General features: G+C 70.3%; 18 protein-coding genes, 1 tRNA gene, 1 pseudogene and 1 riboswitch. Of the genes and pseudogenes, 12 read left to right on the top strand and 8 right to left on the bottom strand.

Translation table 11 applies throughout. The features are described from left to right. Positions 1-133: 133 nt before the first annotated feature. Positions 134-1,162, top strand: a complete 1,029-nt coding sequence (locus tag ACX938_RS12275) for a trans-3-hydroxy-L-proline dehydratase (protein ID WP_459431270.1) — start codon at positions 134-136, stop codon at positions 1,160-1,162. A gap of 117 nt (positions 1,163-1,279) precedes the next feature. Here ACX938_RS12275 and ACX938_RS12270 read toward each other — a convergent pair whose 3' ends face one another. Then, entirely contained in the window at positions 1,280-1,732 is a 453-nt protein-coding gene (locus ACX938_RS12270; protein ID WP_459431269.1) for a MerR family transcriptional regulator, read from the bottom strand. 268 nt (positions 1,733-2,000) lie between these two features. Between ACX938_RS12270 and merF the strand changes: the two genes are divergently transcribed. After that, complete coding sequence (gene merF, locus ACX938_RS12265; protein ID WP_459431268.1) at positions 2,001-2,228, top strand: mercury resistance system transport protein MerF; 228 nt, start codon at positions 2,001-2,003, stop codon at positions 2,226-2,228. A gap of 12 nt (positions 2,229-2,240) precedes the next feature. Continuing rightward, complete coding sequence (gene merA, locus ACX938_RS12260; protein ID WP_459431267.1) at positions 2,241-3,653, top strand: mercury(II) reductase; 1,413 nt, start codon at positions 2,241-2,243, stop codon at positions 3,651-3,653. A gap of 96 nt (positions 3,654-3,749) precedes the next feature. Here the strand turns inward: merA and ACX938_RS12255 are convergent, their stop codons facing one another. The 5 genes from ACX938_RS12255 to zrgA are packed head-to-tail and all read right to left on the bottom strand — an operon-like array spanning position 3,750 to position 7,366. Next, on the bottom strand, positions 3,750-4,256 hold the full coding sequence (locus ACX938_RS12255) for a DUF3299 domain-containing protein (protein WP_459431266.1): 507 nt from the start codon (positions 4,254-4,256) through the stop codon (positions 3,750-3,752). Then, positions 4,253-4,759, bottom strand: a complete 507-nt coding sequence (locus ACX938_RS12250) for a DUF3299 domain-containing protein (protein WP_459431265.1) — start codon at positions 4,757-4,759, stop codon at positions 4,253-4,255. The genes ACX938_RS12255 and ACX938_RS12250 overlap by 4 nt, the downstream gene beginning before the upstream one ends. Beyond that, positions 4,756-6,006, bottom strand: coding sequence for an ABC transporter permease (locus tag ACX938_RS12245; RefSeq protein ID WP_232753156.1), 1,251 nt, complete (start codon positions 6,004-6,006; stop codon positions 4,756-4,758). The genes ACX938_RS12250 and ACX938_RS12245 overlap by 4 nt, the downstream gene beginning before the upstream one ends. Continuing rightward, positions 6,003-6,689: an ABC transporter ATP-binding protein gene (locus ACX938_RS12240; protein ID WP_459431264.1), complete on the bottom strand. Its 687-nt coding sequence runs from the start codon at positions 6,687-6,689 to the stop codon at positions 6,003-6,005. Before ACX938_RS12240 ends, ACX938_RS12245 begins: the two co-directional genes overlap by 4 nt. Beyond that, a complete protein-coding gene (gene zrgA, locus ACX938_RS12235; RefSeq protein WP_459431263.1) occupies positions 6,686-7,366 on the bottom strand; it encodes a zinc uptake protein ZrgA in 681 nt (226 codons plus the stop codon). Before zrgA ends, ACX938_RS12240 begins: the two co-directional genes overlap by 4 nt. A gap of 273 nt (positions 7,367-7,639) precedes the next feature. Beyond that, a riboswitch (cobalamin riboswitch) is annotated at positions 7,640-7,822 on the top strand. A gap of 141 nt (positions 7,823-7,963) precedes the next feature. Here zrgA and ACX938_RS12230 point away from each other — a divergent pair. From ACX938_RS12230 to ACX938_RS12215, 4 genes and pseudogenes are all read left to right on the top strand, one after another. Next, positions 7,964-8,260, top strand: a complete 297-nt coding sequence (locus ACX938_RS12230; RefSeq protein WP_459431262.1) for a hypothetical protein — start codon at positions 7,964-7,966, stop codon at positions 8,258-8,260. Further along, positions 8,257-8,820: pseudogene (locus ACX938_RS12225) on the top strand (ABC transporter ATP-binding protein); the annotation flags it as partial. The gene ACX938_RS12230 and the pseudogene ACX938_RS12225, both read left to right, overlap by 4 nt. A 263-nt stretch (positions 8,821-9,083) precedes the next feature. After that, a complete protein-coding gene (locus tag ACX938_RS12220) occupies positions 9,084-10,022 on the top strand; it encodes an ABC transporter substrate-binding protein (RefSeq protein ID WP_459431261.1) in 939 nt (312 codons plus the stop codon). A gap of 49 nt (positions 10,023-10,071) precedes the next feature. Beyond that, positions 10,072-11,073 (top strand): FecCD family ABC transporter permease, encoded by a 1,002-nt coding sequence (locus ACX938_RS12215; RefSeq protein WP_459431329.1) that lies wholly within the window; start codon positions 10,072-10,074, stop codon positions 11,071-11,073. Between the two features lie 180 nt (positions 11,074-11,253). Here the strand turns inward: ACX938_RS12215 and ACX938_RS12210 are convergent. Further along, positions 11,254-11,339, bottom strand: a tRNA-Leu gene (locus tag ACX938_RS12210). Positions 11,340-11,452: 113 nt separating this feature from the next. Between ACX938_RS12210 and ACX938_RS12205 the strand changes: the two genes are divergently transcribed. Together ACX938_RS12205 and ACX938_RS12200 are read left to right on the top strand one after the other, a co-directional pair. Then, positions 11,453-12,031 (top strand): YqaA family protein, encoded by a 579-nt coding sequence (locus ACX938_RS12205; protein WP_232753162.1) that lies wholly within the window; start codon positions 11,453-11,455, stop codon positions 12,029-12,031. After that, the gene (locus ACX938_RS12200; RefSeq protein WP_459431260.1) at positions 12,028-12,486 is read left to right on the top strand and encodes a disulfide bond formation protein B; all 459 of its coding nucleotides are present in this window, start codon (positions 12,028-12,030) and stop codon (positions 12,484-12,486) included. Before ACX938_RS12205 ends, ACX938_RS12200 begins: the two co-directional genes overlap by 4 nt. Positions 12,487-12,722: 236 nt before the next feature. Here the strand turns inward: ACX938_RS12200 and ACX938_RS12195 are convergent, their stop codons facing one another. Next, positions 12,723-13,166 carry an Lrp/AsnC family transcriptional regulator gene (locus ACX938_RS12195; protein WP_232753164.1) on the bottom strand — a complete coding sequence of 148 codons (444 nt, stop codon included), beginning with the start codon at positions 13,164-13,166 and terminating at the stop codon, positions 12,723-12,725. Positions 13,167-13,285: 119 nt separating this feature from the next. Here ACX938_RS12195 and rocF point away from each other — a divergent pair, with 119 nt between their 5' ends. Genes rocF through ACX938_RS12180 form a run of 3 tightly spaced genes read left to right on the top strand, consistent with a single transcriptional unit; the run spans position 13,286 to position 16,189 of the window. Next, positions 13,286-14,206, top strand: a complete 921-nt coding sequence (gene rocF / locus ACX938_RS12190; RefSeq protein WP_459431259.1) for an arginase — start codon at positions 13,286-13,288, stop codon at positions 14,204-14,206. Between the two features lies 1 nt (position 14,207). After that, positions 14,208-15,134 (top strand): citrulline utilization hydrolase CtlX, encoded by a 927-nt coding sequence (ctlX, locus tag ACX938_RS12185; RefSeq protein WP_459431258.1) that lies wholly within the window; start codon positions 14,208-14,210, stop codon positions 15,132-15,134. Continuing rightward, a complete protein-coding gene (locus ACX938_RS12180) occupies positions 15,131-16,189 on the top strand; it encodes an ornithine cyclodeaminase (RefSeq protein WP_459431257.1) in 1,059 nt (352 codons plus the stop codon). The genes ctlX and ACX938_RS12180 overlap by 4 nt, the downstream gene beginning before the upstream one ends. Positions 16,190-16,435 lie beyond the last annotated feature (246 nt).

Raw genomic sequence — 16,435 nt, 5'->3', positions numbered from 1 at the left:
CCGCACAGGAACCATGCCGCCCCCGGGACCGCCCCCCGATCCCCTAATCCCAAAGTATCATCCCGCCGACTGTTGGCATGCCCCATCCCGCCGCCCATGATCGCCCTGCCGCAACCCACCGGGACCCATCGCCATGCGCTCCACCAAGACCATCCACGTGATCTCCGCCCATGCCGAGGGCGAGGTCGGCGACGTCATTGTCGGGGGCGTCCTGCCGCCGCCCGGCGACACGCTCTGGGAGCAGAGCCGCTGGATCGCCCGCGACGAAACCCTGCGCAACTTCGTCCTGAATGAACCGCGCGGCGGGGTCTTCCGGCATGTGAACCTGCTGGTCCCGCCGAAGCACCCCGAGGCCCAGGCCGCCTGGATCATCATGGAGCCCGAGGACACCCCGCCGATGTCCGGGTCGAACTCGATCTGCGTCGCCACGGTGCTGCTCGACGGCGGGCTGGTGCCGATGCAGGAACCCGAGACGCATCTGGTGATGGAAGCGCCCGGCGGCCTCGTCCGGGTGCGCGCGGAGTGCCGGGACGGCAAGGCCGAGCGGATCTTCGTGGAAAACGTGCCCTCCTTCGCCGCCCGCCTCGACGCGAACCTTGAGGTCGAGGGGCTGGGCACCCTAACGGTGGACACCGCCTACGGCGGCGACAGCTTCGTGATCGTCGACGCCGCGGCGCTTGGCTTCGCGCTGAAGGAGGACGAGGCGCATGACCTCGCGACCCTCGGCGTGCGGATCACCAATGCCGCCAACGCGCAGATCGGCTTCGAGCATCCCGAGAACCCGGACTGGCGGCACATCTCCTTCTGTCTCTTCGCCGGGCCGCTGACCGACGGCCCCGAGGGGCTGCAGACCGGCTCCGCCGTCGCGATCCAGCCCGGCAAGGTCGACCGGTCGCCCACCGGCACCGCGCTTTCGGCGCGCATGGCCGTGCTGCAGGCGCGCGGCGTGATGACGACCGGCGAGAGGCTCACCGCGCGCTCGGTGATCGGCTCGACCTTCTCCGGGAAGATTCTCGGAGAGACCACGCTCGCGGGCCACCCGGCGATCCGCCCACAGATCTCCGGGCGCGGCTGGATCACCGGCATGCACCAGCACATGCTCGACCCCTCCGATCCCTGGCCCGAGGGCTACCGGCTGTCGGACACCTGGGGCGCGCGGTGACTTGCTCCGTAGGGTGATTGCGAACGTGGGCTGCGGATGTGGCCTGTGCGGTTCGCGCGACGCGTAGACCGGAGGTCCTGCATCCCGGCGGACAGCCCCGCCGCCCTCGAATAAACCCTACTCCGCACCACCTGCGGGCATCGCCGCCGCCTGCCCCTCACTGAGAACATCCAGCAGCGGGCAGTCGGGCGTGTCGGACCCGGTGCAGCGCGATATGGTCTCCGAGAGAACCGCTTCGATCGCCTGGAGATCGCGGATCTTGGCGCGGACCACCTCAAGCTGGTGCCGCCCCATACGCGCGACCTCGGCGCAGGTGTGGCTGCCGCGATCGACGAGGGACAGGAGGCCGCGGATCTCCTCCATCGTGAAGCCGAGATCCCGGGCCCGCATCACGAAGCTCAGCCGCTCCACATGGGCCGGCCCGTAGCGCCGATGGCCCGACGCGGTGCGCGGCGGGTCGGGCATCAGGCCGACGCTCTCGTAGTAGCGGATGGTCTCGAGGTTGCAGCCGGTCCGGCGGGCGAGATCGGAGCGCCTGAGCGCGCTCGCGGTGGCGTGAAGGTCAGGCATCAGATTTGTCCTTGATCCTGTAGTTGCTACAGAGCCTATCTTGCCGGTCATCGAGCCACAACGAGGATGACGCGATGACAGGGCAAACGAAGAAGGCGGGGCGGCAGGCCCGGACACTAGGCGAGAGGATCGGAGAGGTTGCTGATAGCCGCCATGGCGCGTTGCGCTCTGGCGGTGACCTTGCTGGGCCCTTTACGGGCCGCGAAGCAGGGATCACCGCCGTCACGGGCCACAGCTGCGGTACACCCCTCACCGAGGGTGGCCCCCGATGAACCGCCCTCCCCGTTCCGCCAAGACCGACCGCCTCCTGTCCTATGGCCTGCTCGGCACCGTCATTCTGGCGCTCTGCTGCTTCACGCCGATCCTGGTGGTCCTGCTGGGCGCCCTGGGGCTCTCGGCCATGCTGGGTTGGCTGGACCTGGTGCTCCTGCCCGCGCTGGCGGGCTTCATCGGCCTCACGCTCTACGCGCTCTGGCGGCGCGCGCGCAGGACCTGAGGGGAGACGGAGATGAGTGACACCCGCACCCCCAAGCCCGCCTATGACCTGGCCGTCATCGGCGCGGGTTCCGCCGGCTTCTCCGCCGCCATCACCGCCGCCGAGGCCGGGGCGCGCGTGGCGCTGATCGGCACGGGCACCCTCGGCGGCACCTGCGTCAACACGGGCTGCGTGCCCTCGAAGGCGCTGATCCGCGCGGTGGAGGGCCTGCACCAGGCCCGCGCCGCACACCGCTTCGACGGCCTCGCGGCAGAGGCCCGGATCACCGACTGGGCCGCGACCATGGCGCAGAAACAGGCGCTTGTACAGGAGATGCGCGCGGCGAAATACGGCGATGTCCTGCCGCGGCACGAGACCATCGACTACATCGGGGGCCGGGCCCGGTTCGACGATGAAGGCCGCCTGACCGTGGACGGCGATGCTTTTCCGGCGCGGAAGATCATCCTCGCCACCGGGTCGCATCCGCATGTGCCGGCGATCCCCGGCATCGAAGCGGTCGAGGCCCTCGACAGCACATCGGCCTTGGAAATGACCGCCCTGCCCGCCTCGCTGCTGGTCCTCGGCGCGGGCTATATCGGCGTGGAATTGGCGCAGCTCTTCGCCCGGGCCGGTGTCGCGGTGACGCTGGTCAGCCGCCGGGGCGTGCTGCCGGAGGCTGAGCCCGAGGTCTCCGAGGCGCTGGAGCACTACCTGGCCGACGAGGGCATCCGGCTGGCGCGGGTCTCGGGTTACGAGCGCGTGGCGCGCGACGGCGATGCCGTGCGGCTGACCGCGACGGACGGGCAGAGCTTCGAGGCCGAGCGGCTGCTGCGCGCCACCGGGCGGGTGCCGAACAGCGACGGGCTGAACCTGCATGCCGCCGGCATCGAGACCGACGCGCGCGGCGGGATCGTGACCGACGCCCAGATGCGCACCGCCAACCCGAGGGTCTGGGCCGCGGGCGATGTCACCGGGCGCGACCAGTTCGTCTACATGGCGGCCTATGGCGCCAAGCTCGCCGCCCGCAATGCCGTGGCGGATGAGGCGCGCAGCTACGACAACGCCACGATGCCCTGGGTGGTCTTCTCCGACCCGCAGGTCGCGGGCGTGGGCCTGAGCGAGGCGCAGGCCCGGGCGGCCGGGCACGAAGTGGTCACCTCGGTCCTGCCGCTCGACGCCGTGCCGCGCGCCCTCGCCGCCCGCGACACGCGCGGGCTGATCAAGCTGGTGGCGGAGGCCGACAGCAAGCGGCTTCTCGGCGCGCAGATCCTCGCCCCCGAGGGCGCCGACAGCATCCAGACGGCGGTGATGGCGCTGAAGGCGGGGCTGACCTACGAGGAGCTGGGCGACACGATCATGCCGTATCTCACCACGGTTGAAGGGCTGAAGCTCGCGGCCCAGACCTTCGAGAAGGACGTGGCCGCGCTCAGTTGTTGTGCCGGGTGACCGGGGGCTCGCCTGCCGTCACAGGACGCACGAAACGGGACCGCTCGCGCTCCGCCCTTCGAGGTCATCGCGCGCAACGCCCTCGGGCCAAGCCCCCTACCGCCGATACGGCCGGATCTCGTCCGCCGAGAGCGCGTAGCCGATCTCGGCAAGCTGGGTCGAGGTCGCCGCCGTGCCGAACATGCCGGTGACGGTGACCGCCTCGAAAAGACCCGAGGTCTCATAGGGGGTCTCGGTGGTCACGAAGACCAGCTGGTTGGCCGGCGGCGGCGGGACATGCACGCAGGCGCCGACATAGGGCACCAGGATGAAGGCGGTGACGCCCGTGGCGCGCTGGTCGATGGGCACGACGAAACCGGACATCCGCACGATGGCCCCGTTCCAATCCGTCCTTATCCCCGTGGACTGCGGCTGCCCGGCCGCCATCGCGCTTTCGTCGTGCGGCAGCACGTCCTTCAGGAAGGCCGGCGGCGCGCTGTCGCCCTCGGGCCGCAGGTCGTCCCAGGTCAGATCGTTCACGGTCTCGGCCCGCGCCGGGGCGGTCAGGGCAAGCGCGGAGAGGCCAAGCAGGACCGCCCGCCGGCAGGGTCTGGGAGGTGTCATCGGTAGCTCTCGATCCTTTCGGCACTCATCTGGTAGCCCGCGTCCGCGATCTGCGTCGCCATGGGTTTGGCGGAGAGCCGCCCGAAGACGAAGACCGGGTCCCACATGGACTCGTTGGGCCAGGGCCTGTCCGTCCGGACGAAGACCAGCTGGTTCGGCGGCGGCGGCGGGGTGTGGATGCAGGCGCCGACGTAAGGCACCAGCATGAAGGCGGTCACGCCGCCGCGCGCGGTCTCGAAGGGGATGATGTAGCCCGGAAGCCGGATCCGCACCCCGTCGAGATCGCGGCGCACCTGCAGCCCGTTGGCGTCATACTGCGGGTTCCAGATGTCATTGGCCTCGTCGATGAAGCCGGGACCGACGATCTCGCCATAGGGCAGACCGGGCGGCATCAGGTCGTCCCAGGCCAGCGCCCGGTATTTGGCCGCCTGCGCCGGCCCCGGAACAAGGCAGGCGGCGGAAAGCGCCAAGAGCCGGCGCCGGGAAAGACGGGCGGGTGTCATGTCCGCACCATCATGCCATCGGCCAGGGACAGGCGGTAGGCCCGAAGCGCCGGCAGAAGGCTGGTCAGCGCCGCCGCGGCGATCACAAGCGCGAGAACCGCCGCTTCGCGCAGCGTCGGCGGCGCGATCGGCAGCCAGAGGCCGAAGGCGCTGTCGACCAGCGGCTGCGCGATGACGAGCCCGGCGTAAAGCAACGCCAGCCCGAGGCCCGCGCCGAGGGCCGCCATCAGCGCGGCCTCCAGCACCAGAAGCCCGAGGATCGTGGCCGGCCGCGCGCCCATGGCCCGCCAGATCGCCATCTCGCGCCTGCGTTCGTTCAGCGAGGAGAAGATCATCGCCATCATGCCCAGAAGCGCGGTGACCACGACCATGGCGGAGACACCGATCAGCGCCGTCTCGGCCACCCCGACGATCTGCCAGAGCTCCTGCAGCGCGACGCCCGGCAGCACCGCCAGAAGCGGCTCCTCGGGGTATTGGTTGATCCAGCGTTGCAACCCGAAGACCTGCAGGCGCGACTGCGTGCCGACCAAGGCCGCCGTCACCGCCGAGGGCGTCAGGTCCATCTCGCGGATGCGCTCCACCGGGGTCGCGGGCCCGGGCCGCTGGGCGCCCGAGCGCCAGTCGACATGGATCGCCTCGATCGCCTCGAGGCTGACGATCACCGTGCGGTCCACCGGCGTGCCGGTGCGGGCCACGATGCCCGCGACCCGGAACGGCTGGTCGCCGTGATCGGTGAAGGAGGCGAGCCCGTGGCTAACCACGATCGGATCGCCCACCGCGTATCCCAGCGCGGCCGCCACCTCGGCGCCGATCACCGCGTCGTAGAGGTCGCCCAGGCCCTGCCCCTGGGCGATCTCCAGCGCGCGGCCGCCGCGGTAGCGGTAGTGCTCGAAGAAGGCCCCGGTGGTGCCCATGACGCGGAACTGGCGGTGGCTGTCGCCAAGCGAGATCGGGACGATCCAGTCGACCTCGGGCCGCGCGGCGATGTCCTGGTAGCTCTGCCAGGTGACGTTGTTGGTGGCATTGCCGATGCGGAAGACCGAGTAGAGCAAGAGCTGCACCGAGCCCGAGCGCGCGCCGACGATCAGGTCGGTGCCCGAGATCGTGTCGGCGAAGCTCGCCCGCGCGCCGGTGCGCACCTTCTCGACACCGAGGAACAGCGCCACCGACAGCGCGATGGCCAGCACCGTCATGCCCACGGTCAGGGCGCGCGCCAGGAGCGAGGCAAAGGCCAGTCGCAGGATCATGCGGGCGCCTCGATGTCGGCGATCTCCGCCAGCCGCACCACGCGGTCGAAGCGGGCGCCGAGGCGTTCGTCATGGCTGACCATCAAAAGCGAGGCCCCGGTCGCCTCCAGCCGGTCGAACATCAGGCCCAGGAAGCTGTCCTGCGTCGCGGCATCGAGCGCCGAGGTCGGCTCGTCGGCGACGATCAGCGGCGGCTGGCCGATCAGCGCCCGGGCCACCGCGACGCGCTGCTGCTGGCCGACCGAGAGCCGCCCGGCCTTGCTGGCAAGCACGCTCTCGGGCAGCGCCAGCGCTGCGCAGAGGGCGCGGGCCTCGCCCGGGGTGGCCCGCGCGCGCCGCTCCGGTGCGAAGCGCAGCGGCAGCAGGATGTTGTCCGCCACGCTGGCATAGGGCAGCAGGTTGAACTGCTGGAAGATGACGCCGATCCGCTCCGCCCGGAACCGGTCGCGCGCGCCCGCAGTGAGCGCCGCGAGGTCCTGCCCGCCGACGCGGACGCGGCCCGAGCCCGCCGTGACGATGCCGCAGATCAGCGAGAGCAGCGTCGACTTGCCGGACCCGCTTTCGCCCAGAAGCAGGACGCGCTCGCCCGCCGCCATGGTGAAGCCCGGCACCGACAGCCCGAAGGATCCCCGCCCCGGCCAGCGGAAGCGCAGAGCCTCGAGCGCCAGCGCCGGTTCGGTCATTCGAGCGTGAGCTCGGCGGCGCCCGGGGTCAGCGCCGCCAGACCGGCGCCCGCCTCGGTGACATATTGCACCTCGATCTCCCGGGCGTTGCCGAAGGTCTCGAAGAAGGGAAAGCCCAGGGTCGTGAGCGCGTCTTCCTCGTCGCAGGCGAAACCATAGGTGACGTGGAACTCGCTGTGGTCCGCGCTGTGCTCTTCGGCGTGGTCGTGGTCGTCGTCCTCGCCGTGGGCGTCGTGGTCGTGATCCTCGCCCGCCTCGTGCGCGTGGTCCTCGCCCTCGGCATGTGTGTCGTGGTCGTGGCCGTGGTCGTCGCTCTCGGCGTGGTTCGCGTCCTGCGCATCGTCATGCCCGCCGCCGTGAAGCTGCGCCACAACCTCGGTCAGCCGGCAGCCCGCGGGTTCCGGCAGGGTCACGATGGTCTCAGGCGCGAGGAACTGGCGGATGGCCGCGGCGACGGCCTCCTTCTCCTCGGTCGACCGCGCCGGGTATTCGAAGCCGACGATGTCCGCGCCCGGCGAATGGAGGGTGATCTCCACCCGGCCCTGTTCGACTGCGATTTCAGCCGTGGAGACGCCATGCACATGCGCGCCCATCTCGCGGGCTTCCTGCGCGGGCGTGGCGGTCGCGGCGGAGGCGGCAGCCGATGCGAGGACGAGGGTCAGAACGGTCGGTTTCATGGGCGCTCCTTTACCCCGATATGGATGATGAAATGCGCAGGCCATGGCAAGACCCGCGCGGCGGTGTTTACTGTGCGCAGTGGCGTCGGCCGCGGGTCGCGGACCGCGCGCGACACCGTGGAACGCCGAAACCCGACCCTGATTCCCTGATCCACCACCCGGAAAGCCTCTGATGCGCACGCCTCGGACCCGGGCCATCCACCTCGCGCCGACAAGCACCGCCCCCCTGATCCGCCATTGACCCACAGCCCCCGATCTGCGCTTGTGGCGCCCGATGGTTCTCGACGGCTGACGGCCCGAGAGATGAAAAGGGAACGCGGTGCGGCGCCTCGGGCGCCAATTCCGCGACTGCCCCCGCAACTGTAGGCGGCGAGCACCCCGAGGTTGACCACTGGGCCAATACGGCTCGGGAAGGTTCGGGACAGCGACGACCCGCAAGTCAGGAGACCTGCCATCTCCGGGGCCCGACGGGCCCTGCAGTCACCTTCAACCCAGGCGGGGTGCCGTGGGAGGAGTGCCAGAGATGGACCCGACAGGGCTTGTGACATCGCCGGTATCCCGCCCGCTCCGCGATCAAGCGCGGAGGGCGCGATGTTATTGGCACAGACCTTACTGCAACTCGACGTAGGACCGCTGCCGCCCGACCGGGCGGAAGAGATGGCGCAGCTCGGCTACCTGCAATGGCTGGGCGCCCTGCCCGGCGACGCCGGATACCGGCAGGAGGCGCTTCGGGCCCGCGCGGTGGCGCTGCCGCTGGCCGCGAGTTCTCCCGCCGTGGCGCGGTTCTGCAGGCTCCTGGGCGAGTCGCTCGCGACACCGCTCGCGCCCTTGGCGCTCTCCGTCCCGAAGCGCGTGCGGCGCGGCGGGGCGCGGGCCCGCAGGCTGATGACATGAGCGGGGCATCTTCGTCCCCCGCCGCCGCGCTGACGCTGGACCGGGTGTCCTGGGCGCCCCGGGGCGGCCGCCAGAGGGTCCTGCACGAGACCAGTTTTTCCCTGCCCCCCGGGCGGGTGCTCGGGGTCGTGGGTCCGAACGGCGCGGGCAAGACCACGCTTCTGCGGCTCCTTTACCGGTTTCTCCGCCCGCAGAGCGGCAGTGTGTGTCTCGACGGCAGGGACATCTGGCAGCTCTCCGCCTTGGCCGTGGCGCGCCGCGTCGCCGCCGTCCTGCAGGAGCAGCCGACCGATTTCGCGCTCACCGTGCGGGAGATCGTGGCACTCGGGCGCACCCCGCATCGGCGCGGCTTTGGGGGTGGCTTCGGGGGTGGCACCAGCGCAGCCGACCGGGCAATCATCGAGGACGCGCTCACGCGCATGGACCTCTGCGGCTTCGCCCATCGGCACCTCGGCACCCTCTCGGGCGGCGAGCGGCAGCGGGTCATGGTGGCCCGCGCTCTGACGCAGGAGCCGCGCCTCCTGATCCTCGACGAGCCGACCAACCACCTCGACATCCGCCACCAGCTCGAGGTGCTGCGGCTGATCCGCGACCTGCCGATGACCATCGTGACCTCGCTGCACGACCTGAACATGGCGCTCTGCCACTGCGACGAGGTTCTGCTGCTGAAAGACGGCCGGACCTGCGGCTTCGGCCCGCCGGACCGGGTGCTGACCGAAGCCGGCGTCGCGCGCGCCTTCGAGGTCGGCACGCGCCGGGAAACCCTGTCGCACAGCGGCGCGGATCATCTCTCCTTTCACCTGACACGAGACCTGGAACAGGCATGAAACTCCTCCATCTCCCCCTCCTCGCCGCCCTGCTCGGCACCGCCGGCACCGCCTTCGCGCAGACCACCGTCCAGAGCTGCGACCGCCGCGTGACCTTCGAGGCCCCGCCCGAACGCGCGGTCTCCAACGACATCAACCTGACCGAGATGATGCTGGTCCTGGGGCTGGCCGACCGCATGGTGGGCTACACCGGCATCTCCGGCTGGAAGTCGCTCGACGCCGGGATGCGCTCCGGGGTCGCGGCGCTGCCGGAACTGGCCGCCCGCAAGCCCACCAAGGAGGTTCTGCTGGGCGCGGAGGCCGACTTCCTCTTCGCCGGCTGGAACTACGGCATGACGGTCGGCGGGGAGGTGACGCCCGAGACGCTCGCACCCTTCGGAATCCAGGTCTACGAGCTGACCGAGAGCTGCACGCATGTCATGGACAAGGGCAAAGCCAGCCTCGAGGACATGTATGCCGACCTGATGAACCTCGGCCGCATCTTCGAGGTCGAGGCCCGCGCCGAGGCGCTGGTCGCGGGATACCGCGCCGAGCTTGCCGAGCTCACCGCCGGGCTCGAGACCGGCGCGCCCCCGCGGGTCTTTGTCTACGACAGCGGGCAGGACACGCCCTTCACCGCCGGGCGCTACGCCATGCCGACCGCGCTGATCGAGGCCGCGGGCGGGCGCAACGTCATGGATGATTTCGAGAAAAGCTGGGCGACCGTCTCCTGGGAGGAGGTCGTCGCGCGCGATCCCGAGATCGTGGTGATCGTGGACTACGGCGAGGTCACCGCGGAGGAGAAGCGCGCCTTCCTGATGTCGAACCCCGCCTTCGCCGGGATCGCGGCGGTGAAGAATGACCGTTTCGTCACGCTCGATTACGTCGAGGCAACCCCCGGTCCGCGCAACATCGCGGCGGTCAAGACGCTCGCCGAGAGCTTCTGGGGAGAGTGAGGTGATCCGCGGAACCGATCTCTCCGCAGGCCCAGGCGCCTGGCCCAAGCTGCCTATACTGCTCGCCGCCGGGGTGGTGGTCCTCGTGGCCTCCCTGACACTGGCCATCTCGGTCGGCGCGGTCCAGGTCGGTTTCACCACGGTCTGGGGCGTGCTGGCCGAGAAGATCGCGCCCGGCAGCATCACCCCGCAGTGGTCCGAGGGCCAGGCCGCGATCATCTGGGAGATCCGGTTTCCCCGGGCGCTTCTGGCCATGATGGTCGGCGCCGGCCTCGCGCTGGTCGGCGCCAGCCTGCAGGCGGTGACGCGCAATCCCCTGGCGGATCCGCATCTTCTGGGGATCTCCTCGGGCGGCGCTTTCGGCGCGATCCTGGCGCTTCTGCACACCGGGCTGTTCCTGGGTCTCCTGACGGTCCCGGTCCTGGCCTTTCTGGGCGCGCTCATGGCCACCGGCATCGTGCTGGCGGTGTCGCGCTTCACCGAGGCGACCAGCGCCGACCGGCTGGTCCTGGCCGGTGTCGCGGTGTCCTTCATCGTCATGGCGGCGGCCAATGTGCTGATCTTCCTCGGCGATCCGCGGGCCTCGCACACGGTGGTCTTCTGGATGCTGGGCGGTCTGGGCCTCGCGCAATGGGACCAGCTGATCTACCCGCTGGTCATCCTGGCGGGCTCCGGGGCCTGGCTCCTGAGCCGCGCCGGCGCGCTCAACGCCATGACTGTGGGCGACGAAACCGCCGCGACCCTCGGCATCCCGGTGGCGCGCTTCCGGCTGGCCGTCTTCGGGGTCGGCGCGCTGATCACCGGGGTCATGGTGGCCTTCTCCGGGATCATCGGCTTCGTCGGCCTGATGGTGCCGCATATCGTGCGCCTGCTGGCGGGCGGGGACTACGCCCGGGTGCTGCCCCTCTCCGCGCTGGGCGGCGCGGTGTTCCTTCTCTGGGCCGACATCGCCGCGCGCACCGTGATGGCGCCCGAGGACATGCCCATCGGGATCGTCACCGGCCTGATCGGCGGGATCTTCTTCGTGTGGCTTCTCGGGCGGCGGCGGTGAGGGACGGCGGGGCGCAGTATCGGGAGAAGGCCAGCCGTCGCCGCCTTTCAAAAGCGGCGCAGGAACGGAGGAAATGATGAAGCTTCCAACCATGGGAGAACGAACAGGGGGCGAAAAGTGACCGGGGGCAACGACCGGGGGCAAAGCCTCGTCGCCGGATGCCGAAATCGGCTAAGTCATTGGTGCCCAAGGTCGGACTCGAACCGACACGATCTTTCGACCGGGGGATTTTGAATCCCCTGCGTCTACCATTCCGCCACTTGGGCCCGGCCACTCCTCTACCGTTCGGGGCGGCGCGCGTCCAGCGGGGATCGCGGCTTTCTTGACCCCATGCGCGCCCCGTGCTGAGAAGTGCCGAAGAGCCCCGAGGACAGGCAGCATGCTCCGCACAACCTACGACCGCACCATGGCGCTGGCCGACCATCCGCGCGCGCTTTGGCTTCTGGCCCTCGTCTCCTTCGTGGAGAGCTCGGTCTTCCCGATCCCGCCCGACGTGATGATGATCCCGATGATCCTCGCCGCGCCACGCAAGGCCTGGCTGATCGCCCTGGTGGCGACGCTGTCCTCGGTGGCGGGCGCGGGGCTCGGCTATATCATCGGCGCCTTCTTCTACGAGGGCATCGGCGCGCCGGTCCTCGAGGCGCTCGGCAAGGGCGAGAAGATCGCGGCCTTCAACGAGACCTTCAACACCTATGGGATCTGGGCGGTGCTGGTGGCGGGGCTCACGCCCTTCCCCTTCAAGGTGATCACCATCCTCTCGGGCTGGACCGCCATGCCGCTCCTGCCCTTCTTCGTCTCGGCGCTGATCGCGCGGGCGGCGCGGTTCTTCATCGTGGCGGGGCTCCTTTATTTCTTCGGGCGGCCGATCCGCGACTTCATCGAGCGCCGCCTCGGGCTGGTCTTCACGCTCTTCTGCATTGCGCTGATCGGCGGTTTCATGGTTCTGCGCGTGATATGAGTGCCCGCATCCTGATCCTCTCCGCCGCCGCCGGCTCCGCCGCGCTTCTGATCGCCGCCCTGGGGTTCCAGCACCTCGGAGGGCTGCCGCCCTGCAAGCTGTGTTACTGGCAGCGGTATCCGCATGTCGCCGCCGTGCTGATCGGTGCGGTGGCGCTGGCGCTGCCGCGCCGGGCGCTGGCGGCGCTCGGGGCGCTGGCGGCGCTGACGACCGCGGCGTTCGGGCTCTATCACACCGGGGTCGAGAAGGCCTGGTGGGAAGGCCCCTCGACCTGCACCTCGGGCGCCATCGGCGGGCTCTCGACCGACGAGCTGATGGACCAGATCATGGCCGCGCCGATGGTGCGCTGCGACGAGATCGCCTGGGAGTTCCTGACGCTCTCCATGGCGAGCTGGAACATGCTGGCCGCGCTGGCGCTGGCGGGGCTCTGGATCGCGGCCTACCGGAAGCTCTGAGAGAGGCGCGGGGCGCGCGGCCGGGTGGACCGGTGCGCGCCCTGCCCTGCTTTTCGGGAGGTGCAGCGCGGCGTCCTTGCTGCGCCCTCGGTGCGGTAGCGAACCGGCCAAGGCCCTGCCCGCCCAATCTCTACCATAGCGCTCAACACACGCCCTGCCCCGCACGGCCCAACACGCACCCGGCCCCGCATACAACCAGCACACGCCCTGCCCCGGCGCGCCCCCGACACCCCCGCCTAGCGCCCCTTCTGCGCCCCCGCGCTGCGCTTCGTCGACAGCAAGAGCGAGGTCTCCGAGGTTGTCACCCCGCCAAGCGCGCGGATCCGGTGCAGCACCCCGTCCAGCGCCTCGAGGTCCTGCGTGCCAAGCTCGGCGATCACGTCCCAGCGCCCGTTGGTGGTGTGCAGCCCGCGGATCTCGGGGAAGCCGCCGAGCTGGCGCAGGATGCGGTCGGTGCCCCGCCCCTCGATGCCGATCATCATCAGGGCCCGCACCGGGTCCTGGCGCACGTCCTCCTTCAAGACCACGGTGAAACCCAGGATCTGCCCGGCCTCGCGCAGCCGTTCGACCCGCGCCCGGACCGTGGTCCGCGACAGCCCCAATAACCCCGCGAGGTCCGAATAGGAGGCCCGCGCGTCGCGCCTCAGCGCCGCCAGGATCCGCTGATCCGTCTCGTCCATATCGCCACCCCTTGCCTCCGTTTCGGCCAAGTCTCGAACATTTTGTCCGATCTGTCACCTTTACCCCTTCTCACATCGCCGCATAATTCGCGCAAGACGGGCAGCAAAGGGGGCACGACATGACCGCGAAGACGATCCTTCTCATCGGCGCGCCGGTGGATTCCGGCAAGCGCAGCCGGGGCTGCCTGATGGGCCCCGACGCCTATCGCACCGCCCGCCTGCCGGGCGCCCTCTCCGATCTCGGCCACGAGGTCATCGACCTCGGCAATGTGCCCGCCGATGTGACCGACATTGCCGAGGACCCGCATCTCTACGCCCTGCCCGAGACCGTGGGCTGGACCCGGGCGCTCATGCGCGAGGCCGAGAAGGCCATGGCGCGCGGCCTGCCGATCTTCATGGGCGGCGATCACGCGCTCTCGCTCGGCACCCTGCCCGGCGTCGCGGCCCATGCCGCCCGCGAGGGACGACCGCAGTTCGTCCTCTGGCTCGACGCCCATTCGGACTTCCACACCCTCGAGACCACCGGCAGCGGCAACCTGCACGGCACGCCCCTGGCCTATGCCACCGGGCGCGCGGGCTTCCCGGGCTTTCCCGATGTGCCCGCCCCGGTGCCCGCCGACCAGGTCTGCGTGATCGGGCTGCGCTCGGTCGACGGCCCCGAGCGCGAGGCCTTCGACGCCGCGGGCGTGATGCGCGCCGACATGCGCGAGATCGACGAGAACGGCATCGGCAAGCCGCTCTCGGCCTTCCTCGACCGGGTGGCCGCGGCGGGCGGCGCGCTGCATGTCTCGCTCGACGTGGATTTCCTCGACCCCGCCGTGGCGCCCGCGGTGGGCACCACGGTGCCCGGCGGCGCCACCGTCCGCGAGGCGCACCTGGTGATGGAGATGCTCTACGACAGCGGTCTGATGACCTCGCTCGACCTGGTGGAGCTGAACCCGATGCTCGACGAGCGCGGGCGCACCGCGCAGCTCATGGTCGACCTCGCCGCCTCGGCGCTGGGCCGGCGGGTCTTCGACCGCCCGACCCGGGGGTATTGAGATGCAGGTGCAAAGCCCCGGCGACGTGGTGATGATCCGCCCGCATCACTTCCGCTCGAACCCCGAGACCCGCGCCGACAACGCCTTCCAGAGGGCCGGCGGCGCCGACCAGGGCCCCGCCGCCCGGGCCGAGTTCGACGGTGTCGTCGCCGCCCTGCGCGCCGCGGGGGTGACCGTGCACGACTTCGACGACCACGGCGCCGAGACCCCCGACAGCGTCTTCCCGAACAACTGGTTCTCGACCCATGCGGGCGGCCACGTCGCGCTTTACCCGATGTATGCCGAGAACCGCCGCCGCGAGCGCCGCGCGGATGTGATCGAGATGCTGAAGGCCCGCTACAGGGTGCAGGACGTGATCGACTACTCGGGGCTGGAACACGACGGGCTGGCGCTCGAGGGCACCGGCGCCATGGTGCTCGACCACATCGGCCGGGTCGCCTACGTGGCGCGCTCGCATCGCGCCGACCCGGTGCTGCTCGAACGCTTCTGCACGCATTTCAACTTCGAGCCCATCGCCTTCGAGGCCGAGGACGCGCGGGGCCGCCCAGTCTACCACACCAACGTGCTCATGGCGATCGGCACCCGGGTGGCGCTGGTGGGGCTCGAGATGATCCGCGACCCCGCGCGCCGCGCCATGGTCCGCGACCGGCTGACCGAGACCGGCCGCGACGTGATCGCGCTCTCCGAGCGGCAGATCGAGGCCTTCGCCGGCAATGCCATCGAGCTTGCGGGCCGCGAGGGGCGCCTCCTGGCGCTGTCCGCCAGGGCGCTGGCCGCCCTGACCCCCGAGCAGATCGCCCGCATCGAGGATGATGCGCGCATCCTGCCGCTCTCCATTCCCACCATTGAAACCGCGGGCGGCTCGGTCCGGTGCATGATCGCCGGGCTGCATCTTTCGCGCCGCCACAGCCCGGAGGATTCCCGATGACTACCCCGTCCGACAAGGCCCTCGTGCCCTTCGTCTCCGTCGACCAGATGATGGGCCTCGTGCATCACCTCGGCATCGAAGAGACGATCCGCGGCCTCGCCGCCCATATCGAGGAAGACTTCCTGCGCTGGGAGAGCTTCGACAAGACCCCGCGGGTGGCGAGCCACAGCGCCGTGGGGGTGATCGAGCTGATGCCCACCTCCGACGGCGAGATGTATGGCTTCAAATACGTCAACGGCCACCCCAAGAACACCCGCGAGGGGCTGCAGACGGTGACCGCCTTCGGGCTTCTGGCCGATGTCTACACCGGCTATCCGAAGCTCCTGACCGAGATGACCCTGCTGACCGCGCTGCGCACCGCCGCCATGTCGGGCCTCGCGGCCAAGCATCTCGCGCCGAAAAACGCCAAGGTGATGGCGATGATCGGCAACGGCGCCCAGGCCGAGTTCCAGAGCCTCGCCATGAAGGCGCTGGTCGGCCTCGAGGAGGTCCGCCTCTATGACATCGACGCCGAGGCCACCAAGAAATGCGCCCGCAACCTCGCGGGCAGCGGGCTGCGCGTGGTTTCCTGCGCGACCGCCGAGGAGGCCATCGAGGGCGCGCAGATCCTCACCACCTGCACCGCCGACAAGCAATACGCCACGATCCTGTCGGACAACATGGTCGGCAGCGGGGTGCATGTGAACGCCATCGGCGGCGATTGCCCCGGCAAGACCGAGCTGGCGCCGGGCATCCTGACCCGCTCGACGATCTTCGTGGAATACCCCGAGCAGACCCGCATCGAGGGCGAGATCCAGCAGCTCGATCCCGACCACCCGGTGCAGGAGTTCTGGCGAGTCCTCTCGGGCGAGATCCCGGGCCGGCAGGGCAGCGCCGAGGTCACGCTCTTCGACAGCGTGGGCTTCGCGATCGAGGATTTCTCCGCCCTGCGCTTCGTGCGGAACGCCATCGAGGGCACGCCCTATTACACGCCGCTCGACCTCCTGGCCGACCCCGACGAGCCGCGCGACCTCTACGGCATGCTGATGCGCGCCACGCCCACCCCCGCCGCCTGACCCGCCGGGATCCCGCGCGCCACGCCCGCAGCCCTCGCGCCACGCCACACAGGCCTGACCGGGCCATAAATACCTCTCGGGGGTCCGGGGGCAGACAGCCCCCGGCCTCGCCTCCCCGCGCGCGCTCAAAGCGACGCGCGCGCCCCCCTCACAAGAAAGACCCCGGCCACCCCCGACGCGCCAGCACACAGGCCTGACCGGGCCTCAAATACCTCTCGGGGGTCCGGGGGGCAGACAGCCCCCCGG

The organism is Roseivivax sp. (genome assembly GCF_054552075.1).
Note: the sequence above shows the minus strand (reverse complement) of the source record. Positions and strands in the feature narration are given on the sequence as shown.